The sequence below is a fragment of the Micromonospora sp. NPDC018662 genome, assembly GCF_044391475.1.
Classification (GTDB): domain Bacteria; phylum Actinomycetota; class Actinomycetes; order Mycobacteriales; family Micromonosporaceae; genus Micromonospora.
This window is the reverse complement of record NZ_JBISAC010000005.1, coordinates 107,202-123,394: the sequence shown is the minus strand read 5'-3', so window position 1 is coordinate 123,394 and position 16,193 is coordinate 107,202. Positions and strand designations below refer to the sequence as shown.

The 16,193-nt window shown below is 74.5% G+C and carries 15 protein-coding genes and 3 tRNA genes; 13 read left to right on the top strand and 5 right to left on the bottom strand.

The window, feature by feature from the left end:
- The first annotated feature begins 46 nt into the window (after positions 1 to 46).
- The gene (locus ACH495_RS17135) at positions 47 to 1,144 is read left to right on the top strand and encodes a branched-chain amino acid aminotransferase (protein WP_396858690.1); all 1,098 of its coding nucleotides are present in this window, start codon (positions 47 to 49) and stop codon (positions 1,142 to 1,144) included.
- A 66-nt stretch (positions 1,145 to 1,210) separates the two neighbouring features.
- On the opposite strand, the gene ACH495_RS17130 is transcribed toward ACH495_RS17135, so the two are convergent.
- Both ACH495_RS17130 and ACH495_RS17125 read right to left on the bottom strand, forming a co-directional pair.
- Entirely contained in the window at positions 1,211 to 1,942 is a 732-nt protein-coding gene (locus ACH495_RS17130; protein WP_396858689.1) for a tyrosine-protein phosphatase, read from the bottom strand.
- A gap of 61 nt (positions 1,943 to 2,003) precedes the next feature.
- A complete protein-coding gene (locus ACH495_RS17125) occupies positions 2,004 to 2,468 on the bottom strand; it encodes a PRC-barrel domain containing protein (protein ID WP_396858688.1) in 465 nt (154 codons plus the stop codon).
- Between the two features lie 277 nt (positions 2,469 to 2,745).
- Between ACH495_RS17125 and cimA the strand changes: the two genes are divergently transcribed.
- On the top strand, positions 2,746 to 4,338 hold the full coding sequence (cimA, locus tag ACH495_RS17120; protein WP_396858687.1) for a citramalate synthase: 1,593 nt from the start codon (positions 2,746 to 2,748) through the stop codon (positions 4,336 to 4,338).
- A gap of 21 nt (positions 4,339 to 4,359) precedes the next feature.
- On the opposite strand, the gene ACH495_RS17115 is transcribed toward cimA, so the two are convergent.
- The gene (locus ACH495_RS17115; protein ID WP_396858997.1) at positions 4,360 to 5,343 is read right to left on the bottom strand and encodes an endonuclease/exonuclease/phosphatase family protein; all 984 of its coding nucleotides are present in this window, start codon (positions 5,341 to 5,343) and stop codon (positions 4,360 to 4,362) included.
- Positions 5,344 to 5,635: 292 nt separating this feature from the next.
- On the opposite strand from ACH495_RS17115, the gene ACH495_RS17110 reads away from it, so the two are divergent.
- The 7 genes from ACH495_RS17110 to ACH495_RS17080 all read left to right on the top strand — a co-directional run bounded on the left by ACH495_RS17110 (position 5,636) and on the right by ACH495_RS17080 (position 12,009).
- Positions 5,636 to 6,157, top strand: coding sequence for a hypothetical protein (locus ACH495_RS17110; protein WP_396858686.1), 522 nt, complete (start codon positions 5,636 to 5,638; stop codon positions 6,155 to 6,157).
- A gap of 192 nt (positions 6,158 to 6,349) precedes the next feature.
- Complete coding sequence (locus ACH495_RS17105) at positions 6,350 to 7,399, top strand: AAA family ATPase (protein ID WP_396858685.1); 1,050 nt, start codon at positions 6,350 to 6,352, stop codon at positions 7,397 to 7,399.
- Positions 7,396 to 8,424, top strand: a complete 1,029-nt coding sequence (locus ACH495_RS17100; protein ID WP_396858684.1) for a DUF58 domain-containing protein — start codon at positions 7,396 to 7,398, stop codon at positions 8,422 to 8,424. Before ACH495_RS17105 ends, ACH495_RS17100 begins: the two co-directional genes overlap by 4 nt.
- Positions 8,421 to 9,380 (top strand): VWA domain-containing protein, encoded by a 960-nt coding sequence (locus ACH495_RS17095; RefSeq protein ID WP_396858683.1) that lies wholly within the window; start codon positions 8,421 to 8,423, stop codon positions 9,378 to 9,380. Before ACH495_RS17100 ends, ACH495_RS17095 begins: the two co-directional genes overlap by 4 nt.
- A gap of 46 nt (positions 9,381 to 9,426) precedes the next feature.
- Entirely contained in the window at positions 9,427 to 10,287 is an 861-nt protein-coding gene (locus tag ACH495_RS17090; RefSeq protein WP_396858682.1) for a S1C family serine protease, read from the top strand.
- A gap of 69 nt (positions 10,288 to 10,356) precedes the next feature.
- Complete coding sequence (gene arfB / locus ACH495_RS17085) at positions 10,357 to 10,782, top strand: alternative ribosome rescue aminoacyl-tRNA hydrolase ArfB (protein ID WP_396858681.1); 426 nt, start codon at positions 10,357 to 10,359, stop codon at positions 10,780 to 10,782.
- Between the two features lie 102 nt (positions 10,783 to 10,884).
- On the top strand, positions 10,885 to 12,009 hold the full coding sequence (locus tag ACH495_RS17080; protein ID WP_396858680.1) for a cellulose binding domain-containing protein: 1,125 nt from the start codon (positions 10,885 to 10,887) through the stop codon (positions 12,007 to 12,009).
- A 220-nt stretch (positions 12,010 to 12,229) separates the two neighbouring features.
- On the opposite strand, the gene ACH495_RS17075 is transcribed toward ACH495_RS17080, so the two are convergent.
- Positions 12,230 to 13,120 (bottom strand): 3-methyladenine DNA glycosylase, encoded by an 891-nt coding sequence (locus tag ACH495_RS17075; RefSeq protein ID WP_396858679.1) that lies wholly within the window; start codon positions 13,118 to 13,120, stop codon positions 12,230 to 12,232.
- Positions 13,121 to 13,154: 34 nt separating this feature from the next.
- The gene (locus tag ACH495_RS17070; protein ID WP_396858678.1) at positions 13,155 to 14,588 is read right to left on the bottom strand and encodes a hypothetical protein; all 1,434 of its coding nucleotides are present in this window, start codon (positions 14,586 to 14,588) and stop codon (positions 13,155 to 13,157) included.
- 171 nt (positions 14,589 to 14,759) lie between these two features.
- On the opposite strand from ACH495_RS17070, the gene ACH495_RS17065 reads away from it, so the two are divergent.
- The 4 genes from ACH495_RS17065 to ACH495_RS17050 all read left to right on the top strand — a co-directional run bounded on the left by ACH495_RS17065 (position 14,760) and on the right by ACH495_RS17050 (position 16,113).
- Complete coding sequence (locus tag ACH495_RS17065; protein ID WP_396858677.1) at positions 14,760 to 15,563, top strand: fumarylacetoacetate hydrolase family protein; 804 nt, start codon at positions 14,760 to 14,762, stop codon at positions 15,561 to 15,563.
- Between the two features lie 106 nt (positions 15,564 to 15,669).
- Positions 15,670 to 15,741 (top strand) — tRNA-Gln (locus ACH495_RS17060).
- Between the two features lie 75 nt (positions 15,742 to 15,816).
- Positions 15,817 to 15,889: transfer RNA gene (locus ACH495_RS17055), tRNA-Glu, on the top strand.
- A 151-nt stretch (positions 15,890 to 16,040) separates the two neighbouring features.
- A tRNA-Glu gene (locus ACH495_RS17050) sits at positions 16,041 to 16,113 on the top strand.
- The last annotated feature ends 80 nt before the right edge of the window (positions 16,114 to 16,193 follow it).

Here is a 16,193-nt window from a genome sequence, read left to right as displayed (position 1 = left end):
CGGTGTGCGACCCCGCACGCCGTGGACCCGCAGGGAGGTCAGCGCGATGAGCGGTGGTGACATGCTCGATTTCGAGATCCGTCCGAATCCCGCGCCGGTATCCGCCGCCGACCGGGCCGCCCTGCTGGCGAACCCGGGCTTCGGCCGGGTGTTCACCGACCACATGGTCACCATCCGCTACGCCGAGGGCAAGGGCTGGTACGACGCCCGGGTCGAGGCCCGCGCCCCGATCCCGATGGACCCGGCCGCCGCGGTGCTGCACTACGCGCAGGAGATCTTCGAGGGCCTGAAGGCCTACCGCGGCGGCGACGGGTCGGTGACCATGTTCCGGCCGGAGGCCAACGCGGCCCGGTTCGTGGCGTCCGCCCGGCGGCTGGCCATGCCGGAGCTGCCGCCGGAGACGTTCGTGGAGTCGCTGCGCCGGCTGGTCGAGATCGACCAGGAGTGGATCCCGGAGCACGAGGACGGCAGCCTCTACCTGCGGCCGTTCATGTTCGCCAGCGAGGTCTTCCTCGGGGTGCGCCCGGCCAACGAATACCTCTACTGCGTCATCGCGTCGCCGGCCGGCGCCTACTTCGCCGGCGGGGTGAAGCCGGTGACGGTCTGGGTCTCGCCGGACTACACCCGGGCCGCGCCCGGCGGCACCGGCGCGGCCAAGTGCGGCGGCAACTACGCCACCTCGCTGGCGGCCCAGGCCGAGGCGATCGAGGCCGGCTGCGACCAGGTGGTCTTCCTGGACGCGGTCGAGCGGCGGTTCGTCGACGAGCTGGGCGGCATGAACGTCTTCTTCGTCTACGACGACGGCACGGTGGTCACCCCGCCGCTGAGCGGCACGATCCTGCCGGGCATCACCCGCGACGCGGTGCTGACGCTGGCCGCCGAGGCCGGGCACACGGTCCGGGAGAGCCCGGTCAGCTTCGCCGACTGGCAGGCGGACGCGGCCAGCGGACGGCTGCGCGAGGTCTTCGCCTGCGGCACCGCCGCCGTGATCACCCCGATCGGCGGCGTGCGCTTCCCGGACGGTGAGTTCCTCATCGGTGGCGGCGAGCCGGGCCGCACCTCCATGGCGTTGCGGCAGAAGCTGGTCGACATCCAGCGTGGCCGCGCCGCCGACCCCCACGGTTGGGTCACCCGCGTCCTCTGACGTCCGTCGTCGTGCGGCGCGGCGTCGGCCGGCCGGGCACCGGCCCGGCCGGCCGAGCCCATGCCGTCAGCTCAGTAGGTGGGCGCGGAGGGCTTCCAGCTGGGCCTCGGTGACGCCGGCGTGGGTCAGGTAGCCCTCGACCGAGCCGTGGCCGGCCCGCAGCTCGGCGAGGAACAGCTCCATCGCCTCGGCGGGGGAGCCCAGGAACGGCGGTGGCGGCTCCTCCGCGTCCGGCAGGGTGGCCCGCACCCAGGCGCTGAACCGTTCGGACGCGGCGGTGCTGAGCGCGTAGTCAGCGACGATGTCGTCGTCCGCCACGCCGAGCACGGCCAGCGTGAGCGCGCAGACGATGCCGGTGCGGTCCTTGCCGGCGACGCAGTGCACGACCACCGGTGCGTTGGCGCTGTCGGCGATCAGGCCGACCGCCTCGGCCAGCCCCGCGGTGCCGGTGCGGGCCAGGTCGGCGTACCGGTCGGCGAGGTAGCGGGCCAGGCTGACGCCGGAGGACTCGAACTGCTGGGCGGCCCAGTCCTCGTGCTCGGGGTGGATGTGCCGGTATGCCAGCCCGTCGTAGGCGGGCACCCGGCCGTCGCGTTCCACCTCGCTGGGGCGGCGCAGGTCGATCACCGTGCGGATGCCGAGCGCGGTGAACGCGGCCCGGTCGGTCTCGTCGATGCGGTGCAGCGAGTCGGAGCGGTAGAGCCGGCCACGCCGGACGGTGCGCCCGTCGCGGGCGGGGTGGCCGCCGACGTCGCGGAAGTTGAACAACACGGGAAAGGGAGTCTCCGGGGCGTCCATCCCTGACACGGTAACGGCCGGCGGCGGGCTCCGGTGCCCCCCCGCCGGCCGTCGGTAGCGGTCAGCTCCGGGGCGGCACGTCCGGCGGCAGCGCCGAGTGGTTCTCGCCGTAGTAGCCGCCGAGCCGGTCCCGGTACGCCGGCTCGGCGTGGCTGGCCTCGTCGTACTCGGGGGCGGCCTTGATCTGGTCCTTCTCCCGGTCGACGTGGACCGTGCGCGCGTCGTGGTCGACGTGGTTGACGGTCCCGGCCGGGAGCATCACCTTCTTGCCGAAGATCCACGGACCGGTGTCGACCACCAGGTAGCTGTCGTCGACCACGTGGCTCGCGCGGTCGATCTTCCCGATGCCGCCGTCGGTGGCCTCGACGTGGTAACCGGTCAGGTCGGCGCTGGCCACGCCGGCCTCGTCGCGGTAACGCCACGGGTCGAACGCGCCGGCCGGGGCGCCACCGGCGACCGTGCCGGCGCCGTCGTCGACGACCGGTTCGATGCCGCCGTGCGTGGCGTGCGGATCGAGTCTCTCCATCTGCCCACTCCCGTCCCGACGGCGGTGGCCGTCGCAGCGACGCTGTCCCCGCCGGAGTTACCCACCCGGTCGGGGTGCCAACCCGGCGACGCGGTGTCCCGGAATGTGGATTACGCCTCCCAGAAGGCGGCGGAGGTGGCAGAGTACCGGTCGTGACCAGCTCCGTCCTGATCATTAGCAGCTAGCGCGCCGGCTTCCCCCTCGCCGAGCGCGCCGACCTCCCGCATTCGCGGGGGGTCTTTTTGTTGCTCTCCCCAGGCACGAGAAGAGGACTCCGATGACCTTCCAGGTGTACGACACGACGCTGCGCGACGGCGCCCAGCGTGAAGGGCTCAGCTACTCGGTGGTCGACAAGCTGGCGGTGGCCCGCCTGCTCGACGACCTCGGGGTCGGCTTCATCGAGGGCGGCTGGCCGGGCGCGGTGCCGAAGGACACCGAGTTCTTCCGCCGGGCCCGCACGGAGCTGGAGCTGCGGCACGCCGTCCTGGTCGCGTTCGGCGCCACCCGCAAGGCCGGCCTGGCGGTCGAGGACGACCCGCAGGTGCGCGCGCTACTCGACGCCGAGACCCCGGCCGTGGCGCTGGTCGCCAAGGCGGACCTGCGGCACGTCGAGCGGGCGTTGCGCACCACCGCCGAGGAGAACCTGGCGATGATCCGGGACACCGTCACGTACCTGGTGGGGCAGGGCCGGCGGGTGTTCGTCGACGGGGAGCACACGTTCGACGGCCACCGCCACGACCCGGGCTACACCGCCGCCGTGGTCGAGGCCGCAACGGCCGCCGGCGCCGAGCGGTTCGTGCTCTGCGACACCAACGGCGGCATGCTGCCCTCCCAGGTCACCGCCGCGATCGAGGACCTGGTCGCGCGGACCGGCGTGGCGCCGGAGCGGATGGGCATGCACGCCCAGAACGACACCGCCTGCGCGGTGGCGAACACGATCGCCGCGGTCGAGGCCGGCGTCCGGCACGTGCAGGGCACCGCCAACGGGTACGGCGAGCGCCCCGGCAACGCGGACCTGTTCGCGATCGTCGCCAACCTCCAGCTCAAGCTCGGCATGCCCGTCCTACCGGACGGCTGCCTGGAACAGATGGTGCGGGTCTCGCACGCCATCGCCGAGATCGCCAACATCGCCCCCGACACCCACCAGGCCTACGTCGGGGCCGCCGCCTTCGCCCACAAGGCGGGGCTGCACGCGAGCGCGATCAAGGTCGACCCGTTGCTCTACAACCACGTGGACCCCGCAGTGGTGGGCAACGACATGCGGATCCTGGTGACCGAGATGGCCGGCCGGGCCAGCATCGAGCTCAAGAGTCGGGAGCTGGGTCTGGACCTGGCCGGCCATCCGGACGCGCTCTCCCGGGTCACCGGCCGGGTCAAGGAGCTGGAGGCCGGCGGCTGGTCGTTCGAGGCCGCCGACGCCTCGTTCGAGCTGCTGGTCCGCTCCGAGCTGCCGGACGCCGCGCCGGCCCGGCCGTTCGCGTTGGAGTCGTACCGGGTGCTGGTCGAGCACCGCGAGGACGGCGCGGTGGTCTCCGAGGCGACCGTCAAGATCCGGGTACGCGGTGAGCGGGTGATCGCCACCGCCGAGGGCAACGGCCCGGTCAACGCGCTCGACGAGGCGCTGCGGGTCGGGCTGGCCCGGCACTACCCGGAGCTGCGGGAGTTCGAGCTGGCCGACTACAAGGTGCGGATCCTGGAGGGCAGCCACGGCACCGGCGCGGTGACCCGGGTGCTGGTGGAGACCGCCGGCGCGGGCCGGGACTGGACCACCGTCGGCGTGCACCCCAACGTGGTGGAGGCGAGCTGGCACGCGCTTGTCGACGCGCTCACCTACGGTCTCGACAAGGCGGGGGCCCGGCTGAACGCCTGAGGTGGCGTACCCGGTCCGCGTTCACGCCGCCGGCAGGCGCAGCTCGGCCAGCACCGCCCGGTGGTCGCTGCCCGGCACCGGCCAGACGTCGACGGCGCGGACCGCGATGCGCCGGTCGACAAGCACGTGGTCGATGGTGACCGGCGGGATCGGGTCCCCGTCGTACGGGCCCCACGTGCCGGCGAGCCCGGCCCCTACCGCGTCGGCGGCGTCGGTGTAGCCGGTCGCGATCAGGCGGCGCACGGTGGCGTGGTCCAGGGTGGCGTTGAAGTCCCCGGCCAGCACGCTCAGGCCGCCGGTCGGGGTGGCCGGCGGCTGGGCCCGCTGGTCGGTCCACCATTGCGGCACCGCGTCGAGGATGTACGGCGCGCCCGGGTGCGCCGACTCCACCCGCAGCGGCGGCGCGCCCGGCACCGTCAGCGTGGCGTACGCCTGGGTGAGGAAATATCGCCGATGACGTCGGTGGCCGGGGTCGTGCAGCGGATGGCGGCTGTAGAGGCCGGAGCCGGTGGAGCCCACCTCGGGGCTCAGCGACCGGTACGGCAGCAGCGTGGCCAGGCCGAGCCGGTCCAGGTCGGCGGCGAGCTGCGGGGTGAGCTCCTGCACGGTGAGCACGTCCACCCGGTGTGCGCGGACCAGGGCCACCAGCGCCGCCGGGTCGGCCGAGCCCAGCCGCAGGTTCGCGGTGAGCAGCCGCAGCGCGGGGCCGTCGGCCGGCGGCTGGTCGTCGGCGACCGCCCGGGGTGCCACGGCGCCGACCAGCGCCAGCGTGGCGAGCGCCGCGACCACCGCGGGCGCGCGGCGCCGCAGCGCGAGCGCCAGCACCGCGACGGCCGGCGCCACCGCGGCGACGTACGGCGTGAAGGCCGTGGTCAGCACCAGCGGGCCGCGTTCCAGCCCGGCCAGCCGCAGCGCCGCCCAGGCGGCCACCGGCGCGACCGCCAGCCAGCACACCGCCGTCGCCCACCGGCCGCGTCGGGTGCCGCCGCGCGGGGGAGCGTCCATCGTGATCACCCGGTGAGGCTACCGGTGGCCGGGGTGGAACGGTGTCCCGTGAAGCAATTTCGTGAATGGTCGAGCGCTGCCTTCTCACAATTTGCTGCCGGTTTTCGGCGGGTGTCGGACACGCGATTAACGCTATTGACCGCCCCATTTCCCGGTGTTAGGTTCCACCTGGTCGAGACATCCAAAGCTCCGTGTAAGGCCAGCTCAGCGGCCGTGCTCTCCGATGCGGGAACCCGATGGCCCGCAATTGCTCGCGCCGTTTCATCACCACGGTCAAAAAGGGAGATCAGTCATGGCTACATTCTTCAAGCGAAAGGCGACGGTGGTGGCGCTCGCCGCGCTCGCCCTCACCGTGGCCGGTGGCGGGATCGCGGTCGCCGCCCAGCCGGAGTCGAAGGCCGGCCAGCCCACCCAGTCCGCCGGGCAGCAGCCGGTGGTCAGCCCGGCCGAGCAGCAGGCCGCCCGCTCCGCCATGCGGGCCACGCTGGCCCCACCGGCTCCCGGGCAGGTCGCCTGGGCCGTGGTGTCGTCCACGGGGGTGCTGCTCCAGCACTCCGGCAACGTGGTGTCCGCGTTCCGGTTCCCGCCCGGGCCGGGCGTGCTGCCGGGGCAGTTCCAGGTGCTGCTCGACTACGACGTGAGCCAGAAGGCGTACGTGGCGACCGTCGGCACCAACGACTCGGCCAACGTCCCGCCGGCCGGTGAGGTGTCCGTCGCGCCGCGGCTGCTCACGCCGAACGCGGTCTTCGTGCAGACCCGCAACTCCCTCGGCGTCTACTCGCCCCGGCCGTTCCACCTCGTGGTCGCGAACTGACCCGCCCCGCCGGACACCGGCCCCCGCCACGGCGGGGGCCGGTGTCGTGTTCCGTCCCGGTCCGGCGCTCCGGACGCCGGTTCGCGCCGTTGCCGCCCGATCGGGGAGGTCCTCCCGGTCCGGCCCGGCACGGGCCGGCCTGGGCACGATAATCCGACGTTTGTGGCGCGCCCGGCCCGGGAAGCAAGCACCGTGACGGACATCTCGGACACCCTGGCCAGCGTGCCCAGCCCGGTCGATGCGGACGCGAGCGGCGTCGAGCTGGACCAGACCCTCTTCGAGGTCAAACGCGTGATCGTCGGGCAGGATCGGCTCGTCGACCGCCTGCTCACCGCGCTCATCGCCAACGGCCACTGCCTGCTGGAGGGCGTGCCGGGGGTGGCCAAGACGCTGGCCGCGCAGACACTCGCCACAGTGGTCGGCGGCACGTTCTCCCGGATCCAGTTCACGCCCGACCTGGTCCCGTCGGACATCGTCGGCACCCGGATCTACCGGGCCTCCACCGAGGCGTTCGACGTGGAGCTGGGGCCCATCATGGCGAACCTGGTGCTCGCCGACGAGATCAACCGCGCCCCGGCCAAGGTGCAGTCCGCGCTGCTCGAGGCGATGGCCGAGCGGCAGGTCTCCATCGCCGGGCGGAGCTGGCCGGTGCCCGACCCGTTCCTGGTGCTGGCCACCCAGAACCCGATCGAGTCGGAGGGTGTCTACCAACTGCCCGAGGCGCAGCGCGACCGGTTCCTCATGAAGGTCGTGGTCGACTACCCGAGCGACGCCGACGAGCTGGCCATCCTCTACCGGATGAGCACCGAGCGGCCCACCGCGCGCCCGGTGCTGGACCCGGTCCGGCTGCGCGAACTCCAACGCCGCGCCGCCGACATCTTCGTCCACCACGCGCTCGCCGAGTACGTGGTCCGGCTCATCCTCGCCACCCGGGACCCCTGCCGCTTCGGCCTGCCGGACGTCGCGCCGCTGCTGGCGTACGGGGCCAGCCCCCGGGCCACGCTCGGCCTGGTCGCCGCCGCCCGCGCGCACGCGCTGATCCACGGCCGGGACTACGTGCTCCCCGAGGACATCCGGGACCTGGCGGTGGACGTGCTGGCGCACCGGCTGGTGCTCTCCTTCGACGCGGTGGCCGACGGGGTCACCGGCGAGGAACTGGTGCGCCGGCTGGTCGAGGCGGTGCCCCCGCCCCGACTCGTGACCGGTCCCGCGCCGGCGCTGCCGGACCTGGCGGCGGCGTGACCCGCCGGCCCGCTCCCGCGCCGGCCGGTCCCGGCCTCGCCGACCTCGCTCCGGACCAGCGGCTGCGCCGGTTGGAGCTGACCGTGACCCGGCGGCTCGACGGCCTGCTGCACGGCCGGTACCGGGGCCTGCTGCCCGGGCCCGGCAGCGAGGCGGCCGGCAGTCGCGAGTACCGCCCCGGCGAGGACGAGGTCCGCCGGATGGACTGGGCGGTCACCGCCCGGACCACCGTCCCGCACGTACGCGAGGTCGACGCCGACCGGGAGCTGACCACCTGGCTGCTGGTCGACGCCAGCCCCAGCATGGAGTACGGCACCTCCACCCTGGACAAACGCGAACTGGCGGTGGCGGCGGTGGCCTGCGTCGGCTTCCTCACCGCCGGCGTGGGCAACCGGCTCGGCGCCCAGGTGCTCGCCCCGGACGGGCTGCGCCGGTTCCCGGCCCGCAGCGGGCGTACCCACCTGCTCGGGCTGCTCCGCGCGTTGCTCGGCGCCCCGCGTACCGGTGAACGGCCGGACGCGCGCGCGGCCAGCCGGGCCGACGGCGGTCCCGACGCCGCGGCGCCGGGCCTGGCCGACGGCCTGGCCGGGGTGCAGCGCGTCGCCACCTCGCGCGGGTTGGTGGTGGTGGTCTCCGACTTCCTCGACGACCTGCCGGACGACCCGGACGCGCCCCCGCCCTGGGCGACCGCGCTGCGCCGGCTGGCGGTCCGGCACCAGGTGCTCGCCGTGGAGGTGACCGACCCGCGCGAGCTGGAGCTGCCCGACGTCGGGCTGGTCACCCTGGTCGACCCGGAGAGCGGCCGGCACCGCGAGGTGTGGACCGGCGACCCGGCGCTGCGCGAGCGGTACGCGCACGCCGCCGCCGCCCAGCGCGACCAGGTACGCCGGGCGCTGCGTCGGGCCGGCGCCACCCACCTGGCGCTGCGCACCGACCGCGACTGGTGCGCGGACGTGGTCCGGCACGTGCACGAGCAGCGCCGGCTGGCCACCGCGCCGGCCGCCGCCCGGGGAGGTGCGGCATGAGCTGGCAGTCGCCCGCCCGTCTCTGGCTGCTGCTCGCGGTCGCCGCGCTGGTCGCCGGCTACCTGGTCCTCCAGCGCCGGCAGAGCCGGTACGCGGTCCGTTTCACCAACCTGCGCCTGCTGGACCGGGTCGCGCCGCGCCGGCCCGCCTGGCGTCGGCACGTCCCGGCGGGGCTCTTCCTCGCCATGCTGGCGTTGCTGGTGGTCGGGTTCGCCCGGCCCGAGGCGGAGGTGCGGGTGCCGCGGGAGCGGGCCACCGTGATGGTCGCGGTGGACGTCTCCACCTCGATGCTCGCCGGTGACGTGGACCCGGACCGGCTGACCGCGGCCAAGGAGGCCGGCCGGAAGTTCGTCGACGGGCTGCCGGACGAGTTCAACGTCGGTCTGGTCGCGTTCGCCGGCAGCGCGGCGGTGCTGGTGCCGCCGAGCACCGACCGGGAGGCGCTGCACGAGGGGATCCAGCGGCTCGCCGAGGGGATCACCGGGGTGCAGGGCACCGCCATCGGCGAGGCGATCAGCACCTCGCTCGGCGCGGTGAAGAGCCTGGACTCCACCGCCGCGAAGAACCCGCCGCCGGCCCGGATCATCATCCTCTCCGACGGTGCGAACACCTCCGGGATGGATCCGATGGAAGCCGCGGATCAGGCGGTGGCCGCCAAGGTGCCGGTGCACACCATCTCGTTCGGCACGCCCGGCGGGTCGGTCGACCGGGGTGGCCGGGCGATCCAGGTGCCGGTGGACGGGCAGACGCTCAAGGCGGTCGCCGAGGAGACCGGCGGCGGCTTCCACGAGGCGTCGACCAGCCGCGAGCTGAAGGACGTCTACGAGGACATCGGCACCTCGGTCGGCTACCGCACGGAACGGCAGGACGTCTCGGCCCGCTTCATCGGGTTCGGGCTGGTCCTGGCCATGGGCGCCGCCGCCGGCTCGCTGCGGTGGTTCTCCCGGCTGCCCTGACCCGCACACCCGGACCGGACGACGCACGACACGTGAGGAGCCAGGCATGGCAGTGCAGACCGGACTCGGCGAGCCACGCGGCCCGTGGTTCGTCTCGCCGGAGCTGGACCCGGACGGGCGCGGCCACGACGGCGTACCCGGATCGGAGTGGCCGGCGGGACGACGGAGCTGGCAGCGCCGGCTGCTGAGCGCGGCGGTGGTGGTGGCGTTGTCCACCGTCTCCGGCGCGGCGGCCGGCACCTGGGCGGCCGACCGGGGCGCGCCCGGCCCGTCCGCCGCCTCCGCCGCGCCGGTGCCGGCCGAGCTGGTCACCGCCGCCGGCAAGACGGTGCCCGGGGTGGTGTCGGTGATGGTGGCGGGGAGGTCCGGCGCGGGGGCGTCCGGCTCCGGCTTCGCCATCGACAACGAGCAGCACATCGTCACCAACGACCACATCCTGGCGCGCGGCGGCGCCGGCCCGGTGACGGTGGAGACGTCGGACGGGCGTCGGTTCGCCGCCGAGGTGGTGGGCCGGGCGCCGGACAGCGACCTGGCGGTGCTCAAGGTGCCCGCGTCGGCCGGGCTGCCGCCGCTGCCGCTGGCGAAGCCGAACGGGACCCGGGTGGGTGAGCCGGTGCTCGCGGTGGGGTCGCCGCTCGGGCTCTCCGGCACGGTCACCGCCGGTATCGTCAGCGCGCTCAACCGGCAGGTCCGGATCGGCAACGGCCGGCACACCGCGGTGCAGACCGACGCCTCCATCAACCCGGGCAACTCCGGCGGGCCGCTGGTGAACGCGCGCGGTGAGGTGGTCGGCGTGAACACCGCCATCGCCACCATCGACGGGAACGGCTCGATCGGCATCGGGTTCGCCATCCCGATCGACCAGGTGCAGCAGACCGCCGACACGATCATCGGCCGGGGCGGCTGACCGGGCCGGGCGCGCGGCGCAACCGGAACCCCGACGCCGAGTCACCGCCCGGGGCGCTAGCCTCGGGGCGTGGACGACGGACTGCGGGTGACCGACCGGCTCGTGGTGCCCGCCGCCGAGCTGCGGGAGCGGTTCTCCCGGTCGTCCGGGCCGGGCGGGCAGGGCGTCAACACCACCGACTCCCGGGTCGAGCTGAGCTTCGACCTGGCCGGCTCGCCCAGCGTGCCGCCCGCGCTGCGGGAACGGGCCCTGGGTCGGCTCGCCGGCCGGCTGGTCGACGGCGTGCTGACGGTGACGGCCAGCGAGCACCGCGCCCAACTCGCCAACCGGGAGGCGGCCCGGGAGCGGATGGCCGCGCTGCTGCGCGAGGCGGTCGCCCCGCCGCCCAAGCCGCGCCGGCCGACCCGCCCGTCCCGGGGCGCGAAGGAGCGCCGGCTGGCCGAGAAGAAGCGGCAGTCCCAGCGCAAGCGCGACCGCCGGGTGGACGGCGACTGAGCGCCGTCCGGGGGTTGAGTCTCGGGCTTCGAAGCGCTTCAATGCGTACGGGAGCGTCAGGGCCGTCACCGACCATCGTCACGTGACAGGAGTCCCGTACGCATGTCCCGAACCCGCCTGCGCGCCGTGCTGACCGCGGTCGCCGCGCTGTTGCCCGTCCTCGTCCTCGGCCTCACCCTCGTCTCCGTCACCCCGCCGGCCGTCGCCGCGGCCGCCGCCCCGATCCGGGTCATGCCGCTCGGCGACTCCATCACCGGATCGCCCGGATGCTGGCGGGCCGTGCTCTGGAACCGCCTCCAGTCCACCGGCTACACCGACGTCGACTTCGTCGGCACGCTCGGCCCGCAGGGCTGCGGCGTGTCCTACGACGGCGACAACGAGGGGCACGGCGGCTACCTGGCGACGAACATCGCGAACCAGAACCTGCTGCCCGGCTGGCTGGCCGCCACCCACCCGGACGTGGTGCTCATGCACCTCGGCACCAACGACGTGTGGAGCAATATCGCGCCGGCCACCATCCTGGCCGCGTACTCGAAGCTGGTGGACCAGATGCGGGCCGCCAACCCGGCCACCACCGTGCTGGTCGCGAAGATCATCCCGATGAACCCGGCGAGCTGCCCGGAGTGCGGGCAGCGGACCGTCGCGCTCAACGCCGCCATCGACGGCTGGGCGGCGGGGAAGACCACCGCCGCGTCGCCGATCGTGGTGGTGGACCAGTGGACCGGCTTCAGCACCACCACCGACACGTACGACGGGGTGCACCCCAACGCCGCCGGTGACCAGAAGATGTCCGACCGGTGGTACCCGGCGCTGACCGCCGCGCTGCGCCGGAGCACCCCGACGCCCACCGCGTCGCCGACCCCGACCCCGACGCCCACCGGCCCCACGCACCCGACCGACAGCCCGTCGCCGACGCCGACGGTCGGCAACTGCACGGCCACCTGGCGCATCGCCGGTCAGTGGCCGGGCGGCTTCCAGGCCGAGGTGACGGTCCGCAACACCGGCGCCGTGCCGATCCCCTACTGGGTGGTCCGCTTCTCGCTCGCCGGCGGCCAGCGGATCACCCAGACCTGGAACGCCCAGTTGGCGCAGGGCGGGACCGCGGTGACCGCCCGGAGCGTGACCTGGAACGGCGCGCTGGCCCCGGGCACCGAGGCCACGTTCGGCCTGCTGGCCGACGGCGCCGTCCCGAACCCGCCGCCGCTGCCGGTCTGCACCCTCGGCTGAGGGGCGTGGTTCGCCTCGCTGATCACGTGGCGTGACGGCGAGGGGAAGGGCATCGCGTTGCGTCCGTATACCTCTCGGTCATAAATATGACCGAGAGGTATACGGGCTCCCAGCGGTGCTGCCCCCAGCGCGCGACACGCCGATCGCGCGACACGCCCGGCGCGTGGCCGGCGCCGCCCCGGCACCTGAGGGTGCGTCGCGACCGCCGGACGAGCGGATCTCAGGCCGGCTCGGCCGGGACGGCACGGTCCAGCGCGGCCAGCAGCCGGGCCCGCAGGCCGGCGGCGCGTTCGGCGAACCCGCGCTGGGCGGCGGCGTACTCGGCCCGGCCCTCCGGCGTCTCCACCCGCACCGGCGGGTGGCCCAGGTCGGCCAGGTCGTACGGGCTGGCCCGCATGTCCAGCGTCCGGATCTCCCGCGCCAACGCGAAGCAGTCGGCCACGAGTTCCGAGGGCACCAGCGGGGAGAGCTTGTAGGACCACTTGTAGAGATCCATGTTGGCGTGCAGGCAGCCCGGCTGCTCCAGCGCGTGCTGGCGCTCCCGGGTCGGCTGGAGCACGTTGAGCGGCCGGGCCGGCGCGGTGAAGAAGCGGAACGCGTCGAAGTGGCTGCACCGCACGCCGCGCTCCTCGACCACCGCCGCGGTCGCCTCCGGGCTGAGCCGCAGCGGCCAGGCGTTGTGCCGCACCTGCTCCTGGGTCTGCCGGTAGACCATCGCCCACTCGTGCATGCCGAAGCAGCCGAGGTGCGCCGGGCGGGCGGCGGTCGCCGCCAGCAGCGTCCGGATCCAGGCGATCGAGTCGGCGCGCCGGGCGCGTACCCGGACGGTGTCGAGGGTGAGCCCGGCGGCGCCGGCGGTGTAGTCCGGGCCGAACCCGGCCGGGTCGGCGTCGCGCAGCGCCACGCCCGCGCCCGGGTGCCAGCGGCGCAGCTGGGCCGGCCGGTGCGAGTAGTAGGTGAAGAGGAAGTCCTCGACCGGGTGCCGCACGCCGGTGCGGCGGCGGGCCAGGTGCGGCGCCAGCCAGGCGTCGACCCGGTCCTCGTGGTCGCGCCGGCGGGCCCGCCAGTCGGCCGCGTCGAGCACGGCGGCGGGGGCGAGGGCGGCGGTCACGCACCCAGGGTACGCACCGCCGCCCGACCCCCGATCAGTCCACGTTCACCCGCACGCCGGCGGAGAACACGCCGCTGCGCAGCTCCAACTGCCGCGGTGGCTCGGCCCCGTGCACGGTGAACACCAGCGGCAGCAGCACCCGCCGCCCGGCGGCCACCGGTTCGGCGAACACATCCCGGCCCAGGTTCGCCACCCGGGTCGCGTCCTCGTCCGCGGCCACCCAGTTGCCGCTCGGCAGGTACGCGCGCTGCAACTGCCCGTGCCAGGTCTGCTGCTCCGACGTGACGTTGCGCACGCCGATCGTGGCCAGGCAGGGCCGCCCGCCGCCCGGCGCTGCCGGCACCACACCCGCGCCGCAGCTCATCCGGTAGACGGTGAACTCGAACGCGGTCTCCCGCAGCGGCACGCCCAGCCCTCCGCTGACCGTGCTGCCCACCCAGGCGCCGCTGGTCGGCTGCTTGGTGGTGTCCATCGCGGCGACCCGCTGCGTGGCGGTCCACGCCGCCGCGCCGACCACGCCGGCCAGCACCGCCGCCGCCACGCCGACCGTCAGCCAGACCGGTGGCCGGCGACGCCGCGAGGCGGGCGCGGGCAGCGCCGGGCGCGGGTAGACCGTGCCCCGGTCCGCCGGGCCGCCCACTCCGGGGCCGCCCGCCGTCCCGCCGCCGGGTCCGGCGGTGGACAGCGGGGCGGTCGGGCCCGCGCCGGACCGGGCGACGCCCGTCGGCGCCGGAGCGCCCCGCCGTCGGCGCCGCGCCGCCCACCAGAGCGCCCCGCCGGTCACCACCAGCAACGCGGCGAGCACGGCCAGCAGCACCGGCGGGCGGCGCCAGGCCGGAGTGGCCGCCACCTGCGCCGTCGGAGCCGTGGCGGCACCCACCCAGGTCGCCGTGGCGCAGTCGTACGGGCGGGTGCCGTCGGTGCCGTAGACGCAGGTGGGCGCCGACACCGCCCGGTCGGGACCGCTCACCGCGAGCGCGGTGTGCAGTGTGGTGGTGCTCCGCGCCGGCAGCCACAGCCGCCAGGTCACCTCGCCGGCGGTCGCCCCGATCGGGCCGGTACGTTGCCCGCCGCCGGTGACCGCGGTGGCCCGGGAGCCGCTCGGCAACTCCTGCCGGACCATCGTCTCCACCGGTGCCGTACCGGCGTTGCGGACCTCGATCCGGTAGCCCGGCGCCGGGGTGCCGGCCGCACCGACGGCCACGCTGACCGGCGGCATCGACGGCCGCACCGGCGCCGGGCCGGTGGTCGGCACCGCCGGGGGCACCGCCGGCACCCCGGTCGGGATCGGGGTGGCGGCCGCTACCGGGCGGGCGGGCACGGCGGCCACGACCGGTGGTGGGGCCGGCTGGGCCGGCGCGGCGGCCGCCCGGGGCGCCGCCGGGGGCAGCGCCGGCACGGCGGCGAGCACGCCGAGGCAGTTCACCAGCACGGCCAGGGTCCTGTGGTGTCGTCTCGATGCAGGCATACCAACGAACCTCCGGACCCGAAGCTATGGGGCGGGGCCCGCCGGGCGGGTACGAAGCCGGCATTCCCACCCTGTCCGGCCGGAGTCGGCGTACCCTGGCGCACCCGCCGAGGCCGGGATCACCTGCCGGTGTGCGGCGGCCGGCCGGTCGGAGCGGGATAGATTGGCCCGGTGCGTATCGCTCGTTTCGCTCATGCCAAGGGAATGTCGTTCGGGGTCGTCGAAGGCGAGCCGGAGGCCGGGCCGCAGGGCCTGACCATCGCCGAGATCGAGGGCCACCCGTTCGGGCAGATCCAGTTCTCCGGCGCCCGCTGGGCGCTCTCCGACGTCCGGCTGCTGTCGCCGATCCTGCCGAGCAAGGTGGTCTGCGTCGGTCGCAACTACGCCGAGCACGCCGCCGAGCACGGCAGCGAGGTGCCGAAGGAGCCGCTGCTCTTCCTCAAGCCGTCCACCTCGGTGATCGGCCCGCGGGACGCCATCCGGCTGCCGATCTTCGCCAAGCAGGTGGAGCACGAGGCGGAACTCGCCGTGGTGATCGGCGCCCCCGGCGCGCGGCGGGCCGACCGGGCCGCCGCCGAGCGGGCCATCTTCGGCTACACCTGCGCCAACGACGTCACCGCGCGGGACCTCCAGCGGTCCGACGGCCAGTGGACCCGGGCCAAGGGCTTCGACTCGTTCTGCCCGATCGGGCCGTGGATCACCACCGGACTGGACGTCCGCGACCTGGAGATCCGCTGCGAGGTGGGACGCGATCCGGAGGAGATGGAGGTGCGCCAGCTCGGCCGCACCAAGGACATGGTGTTCGACGTGCCGGGTCTGGTGTCGTACATCTCGCACGTGATGACGCTGCTGCCCGGCGACGTGGTGCTCACCGGCACCCCGGCGGGGGTTAGCCCGCTCACCGAGGGGGATACGGTCACCGTGCGGATCGAGGGGATCGGGGAACTCAGCAACCCGGTGGTCCCGGTCGCCTGAGCCGTCCGATGCCTCGTTTCCGCAGGTCAGGTGCGGTTCGGGGGGTTGGATTTGGCCTGCCGGCAGCGGGAGGGTAAAGTTCATTCCCGGCGCCGCAAGGGGCCAATGGGGTATGGGGTAATTGGCAGCCCGACTGATTCTGGTTCAGTTAGTCTAGGTTCGAGTCCTGGTACCCCAGCGCAACCGTGGGTTCGTGAGAATCCCCGGTCGCTGGATTTCGGCAGGTGCCACTGCCGGAGTGCACGAAGGTTCTGGCCCCGTCGTCTAGCGGCCCAGGACGCCGCCCTCTCAAGGCGGTAGCGCCGGTTCGAATCCGGTCGGGGCTACAGCACCGTCAGCCCGTCCCGTTTTCCGGGGCGGGCTGTTCTGCTGTTCGGGCCTCGTGTCGGGGGGTGACCCCCCGCAGCGGTGCCGGATGCGGTGCCGCTAGACTACTCCCGCACCGCCCGCGAGGGTGGTGAAGCAGGAAAAGTGCCTGGCCCCGTCGTCTAGCGGCCCAGGACGCCGCCCTCTCAAGGCGGTAGCGCCGGTTCGAATCCGGTCGGGGCTACGTTCGCCGAACGGCCCGTCTCGCTCCCGCGAGACGGGCCGTTCGCCATTCCACCACCCTCCCCGCCTCCTCGCGGCGGA

Bases quoted from the DNA above. Each gene is read 5' to 3' on its own strand.
- ACH495_RS17130 (WP_396858689.1), bottom strand. From the start codon at position 1,942: ATGGACGCCCCGGAGACTCCCTTTCCCGTGTTGTTCAACTTCCGCGAC.
- ACH495_RS17135 (WP_396858690.1), top strand. From the start codon at position 47: ATGAGCGGTGGTGACATGCTCGATTTCGAGATCCGTCCGAATCCCGCG.
- ACH495_RS17080 (WP_396858680.1), top strand. From the start codon at position 10,885: ATGTCCCGAACCCGCCTGCGCGCCGTGCTGACCGCGGTCGCCGCGCTG.
- ACH495_RS17090 (WP_396858682.1), top strand. From the start codon at position 9,427: ATGGCAGTGCAGACCGGACTCGGCGAGCCACGCGGCCCGTGGTTCGTC.
- ACH495_RS17070 (WP_396858678.1), bottom strand. From the start codon at position 14,588: ATGCCTGCATCGAGACGACACCACAGGACCCTGGCCGTGCTGGTGAAC.
- ACH495_RS17115 (WP_396858997.1), bottom strand. From the start codon at position 5,343: ATGGACGCTCCCCCGCGCGGCGGCACCCGACGCGGCCGGTGGGCGACG.
- ACH495_RS17125 (WP_396858688.1), bottom strand. From the start codon at position 2,468: ATGGAGAGACTCGATCCGCACGCCACGCACGGCGGCATCGAACCGGTC.
- ACH495_RS17110 (WP_396858686.1), top strand. From the start codon at position 5,636: ATGGCTACATTCTTCAAGCGAAAGGCGACGGTGGTGGCGCTCGCCGCG.
- cimA (WP_396858687.1), top strand. From the start codon at position 2,746: ATGACCTTCCAGGTGTACGACACGACGCTGCGCGACGGCGCCCAGCGT.
- ACH495_RS17095 (WP_396858683.1), top strand. From the start codon at position 8,421: ATGAGCTGGCAGTCGCCCGCCCGTCTCTGGCTGCTGCTCGCGGTCGCC.